This window comes from Paenibacillus sp. AR247 (assembly GCF_002968895.1).
In the GTDB taxonomy this organism is placed as follows: Bacteria; Bacillota; Bacilli; order Paenibacillales; family Paenibacillaceae; genus Paenibacillus_AQ; species Paenibacillus_AQ favisporus.
This window is the reverse complement of record NZ_PCZT01000018.1, coordinates 173,193-176,517: the sequence shown is the minus strand read 5'-3', so window position 1 is coordinate 176,517 and position 3,325 is coordinate 173,193. Positions and strand designations below refer to the sequence as shown.

General features: G+C 51.8%; 3 protein-coding genes and 1 pseudogene. 1 reads left to right on the top strand and 3 read right to left on the bottom strand.

The genetic code is table 11. The annotated features are described in order from the left end of the window. Positions 1-208 (bottom strand): annotated as a pseudogene (locus CPT76_RS26570) (carbohydrate ABC transporter permease); the annotation flags it as partial. Beyond that, positions 205-1,170 carry a carbohydrate ABC transporter permease gene (locus CPT76_RS26565; RefSeq protein WP_374954734.1) on the bottom strand — a complete coding sequence of 322 codons (966 nt, stop codon included), beginning with the start codon at positions 1,168-1,170 and terminating at the stop codon, positions 205-207. The gene CPT76_RS26565 and the pseudogene CPT76_RS26570, both read right to left, overlap by 4 nt. 852 nt (positions 1,171-2,022) lie before the next feature. Between CPT76_RS26565 and CPT76_RS26560 the strand changes: the two genes are divergently transcribed. Beyond that, positions 2,023-2,928, top strand: coding sequence for an RraA family protein (locus CPT76_RS26560; protein WP_105445038.1), 906 nt, complete (start codon positions 2,023-2,025; stop codon positions 2,926-2,928). A gap of 59 nt (positions 2,929-2,987) precedes the next feature. Here CPT76_RS26560 and CPT76_RS26555 read toward each other — a convergent pair. Next, on the bottom strand, positions 2,988-3,325 hold a 338-nt coding region (locus CPT76_RS26555), incomplete at its 5' end, for a helix-turn-helix transcriptional regulator (RefSeq protein WP_181153058.1).

Genomic DNA, 3,325 nt, shown 5'->3' with positions numbered 1-3,325 from the left:
CGAAGAAGTGGGCGAACGTGTACTCGCTGGAGAAATGCCAGCCTTTGCTGTAATTTTCCCACATCGGCGTCTTGGGCCAGATCGTCGGCAGGCTGAGTTCTTCGGTTTTTTTCAGGGAGGCGCCGACCCACCAGATGACCGGGTACAGCATAAGAAGCGAGAACAAGGAGAGAAACAGATGATTCGTTACCTTGGACTTCAGCTTCACTTCGTTCCCCCTCCTTCCGATTCGTAGAATACCCAGTAGCGGGATGCGGCGAAGTTCACGATGGTCAGGAGTGCGACAATGGCGAGCAGGATCCAGGCCAGCGCCGAGGCATATCCCATCTGGTAATGCTTGAATGCCTTCTCGTATAAATACAAGGCATACACGTAAGTGGAGTTGACCGGACCGCCCTTCGTGATGATAAACGCGGAGGTAAAGGTCTGGAAGGAGCCGATGACACCGAGGATCAGGTTAAAAAACATGACGGGAGACAGCATCGGCAGCGTAATGCTGATGAACCGGCGGATCTTCGCGGCGCCGTCCACGGCTGCGGATTCGTACAGCTCCTGCGGGATCTGCTTCAGGCCGGCCAGAAAGATGACCATCGTCGAGCCAAACTGCCAGGTGTTCAGGAGAATGAGCGTGCCAAGCGAAGTGTCGGGATTGGAAATCCATCCTACGCCCTGGATGCCGAACCAGGCGAGCACCTGGTTGATATAGCCGTCGAGGCCAAACATGTTGCGCCACAGAGCTGCCACCGCAATGCTTCCGCCGATCAGCGAAGGAAAATAGATGGCCGTCCGGTACAGGTTCATGCCTTTTAACTTCTGGTTCAGCGCCATAGCCACGAGGAGCGAGAAGAACAGCTTCAGCGGCACGGAGAACAGGACGAACAAAAAGGTGACGCTAAGCGATTTGGTAAAGGTCGAATCATTCGTAAAAATGTTGACGTAGTTTTCGGTTCCGACCCAAACCGGGTCTTCCAGCAGCGAGTAGTCGGTAAAGGACAAATAAAACGATTGGGCGATAGGCCACAGCGTAAGCAGTAAAAAGCCGATGAGCCACGGGGAAATAAAGATATAACCCGCCAAATGGGTGTCCCCGGTCTTTGCGCGCTTTCGGACGGCGCGTCGGGTCTTTTCCGCTTCGGCTGTCGTTTTCGTTTCTGCAACCATCCTTTTCATTTCCTCCCCTCTTGCATTCCATCATCATAAAAATGATTGTAGTACTACTTTATTCGAAAGCGGTTTCATGATTAAAGGCGACGATTTTACGATAATGTTTGTTTTTTTAAAATCCGTCTGAGCCTCACCCCGCTCCTTCAACTTCAGATGGGAAAAATGAGATATGATCCGAAACGCCAATAACTTTAGATGTAAATTTCAATGGCGTTGGTTCACTTATAACGAACAAAACTTAGATTTGTATCGCTCCAGGATATTGTTCACTGACAACGAACAGATTGCGATTTTGTCTTTCAAAAGGTGGACAAACGCACCTTATCTTTGCTCTCCGTCCTTGTCCCATATATCGGTTAGAATCTACATGTTAATACAAGATGTAGAGAAATTTGCTTTCACATCGTCCGTAGAAGTATATAGTGTCGTGTCCATCATTTATAAAACAAAACAAGAATATGTCCATTGGATAAGGACAGATAATGTACGAAAGCCTAATCAAAAATGGGCAGTGCGGAGAAAAGACCAATTGATTTGAGATTTGCGTTGTGCCGGGGAGCAGTTGATTGGTTTAAGATCTGGAAAATGTCATAGAAGGCCGTTGGGCTTGAGATCTGGAGAGTGTCATTGATAGGCCGTTTGGCTTAAGATCTGGAGAGTGTCATAGATAAGCCGTTTGGTTTGAGATCTGGAGAGTGTCGTAGAGAAGCTGTGCGATGATCGAATGGATCAGCTCTGCTGAAAATTTATAAATTCGATCATCTAAAGAAAGTCGCATCGACAAAACGGAATCCGTCCTTAACAATGGAATCAAGCACTAGGTTCGAAAGCATCCATTGATCGAGGAGGGATTTTGGAATGAAATTTGACAATCCGGAAGATATCATTCAGTTGACGCCGCAGTGGAAGGGCGAGCGGTTCGAGAACGGACGGCCGAAGGTGCCCGAAGACGTGCTGAGAAGAATCCGCAAAATTACGCTGGAAGAAGCGTGGGGGCCGCTCTGGCACCGGGGTTACAAATTCCAGTTTGAAGGCGCCTTCAAAATTGTGCATCCCGACCAGGTCATGGTGGGACGCGCGGTCACCGCGGTCATGGTACCGCAGCGGCCGGATCTGCACGAGACGCTGCTGAACTACGGTCATGAACAGGAAGGCCGCAGCGGCTTTTTCAACCAGTGGGTCATCGATTCTCTCGTTGAAGATGACGTCGTCGTGGTCGATATGTTCGACAAGGTCCACCTCGGCACCTATGTCGGCGGCAACCTCTCGACGGCCATCTCCACCCGCACAAAGCGCGGCGGAGCCGTGATCTGGGGCGGCATCCGCGACAATCAGCAGGTGTCCGAAATCAAGAACATTAACGTCTATTACCGCGGAAGCGATCCGACGGCCATCGGTGAAGTCACCATGGTAGGCATGAACGTGCCGACCCGGATCGGCAAGGCGATCTGCCTGCCGGGCGACGTGGTGCTGGGCACGCCGGCCGGCGTCATCTTCATCCCTCCCCATCTGGCCGAGCTGACGGCCGTGCAGGCGGAGAAATCGCAGGTACGGGACATCTTTGGCTTCGTCCGTCTCAAGGAAGGCGTCTACTCCACTGCGCAGATCGACGCCTCCTGGACCACAACGCTGTGGGAGGACTTCACCCAGTGGTTTGAGAGCGACGAGGCTGCCGCCGAGTATCGGCATCTGACCTGGGAGACCGAGCTTGAGGAAGCCCGAAAAAACGAGCTCGACGGTCCGCGGAGCGACGTGCGGCTGTAGCGGGCTCACAACAAGAGAAAAGGAAGCGGGCTGAATGGCCTGCTTCCTTTTTTCGCTGCCTATTTACAGATCGACTCCCGGTACTCGCTGGGGGAGACACCGACCTTCTTTTTAAAAATTTGGCTGAAATAGCGGGAATCCTGGTATCCGACCTTTTCGGCAACCTCATAGTTTTTGTAATGGGTGGTCCGCAGCATATCCTTGGCCTTGTCGATCCGGATTTCGGTCAGGTGCTCAATGAACGTCTTGCCGGTGTTCGTCTTGAAGAGCAGGCTCAAATAAGTCGGCGTAATGAACACCTTCTGCGCGACGCTCTGCAGCGAAGCATACTGGCATTCCTGCTCCATGTAATGGATGGTCTTTTTGATAAGGCTGCGGTGGCTCTCTTTGAGCGTGG

Coding starts and splice junctions, on each gene's coding strand:
- CPT76_RS26565 (WP_374954734.1), bottom strand. CDS start 1,170: ATGAAAAGGATGGTTGCAGAAACGAAAACGACAGCCGAAGCGGAAAAG.
- CPT76_RS26560 (WP_105445038.1), top strand. CDS start 2,023: ATGAAATTTGACAATCCGGAAGATATCATTCAGTTGACGCCGCAGTGG.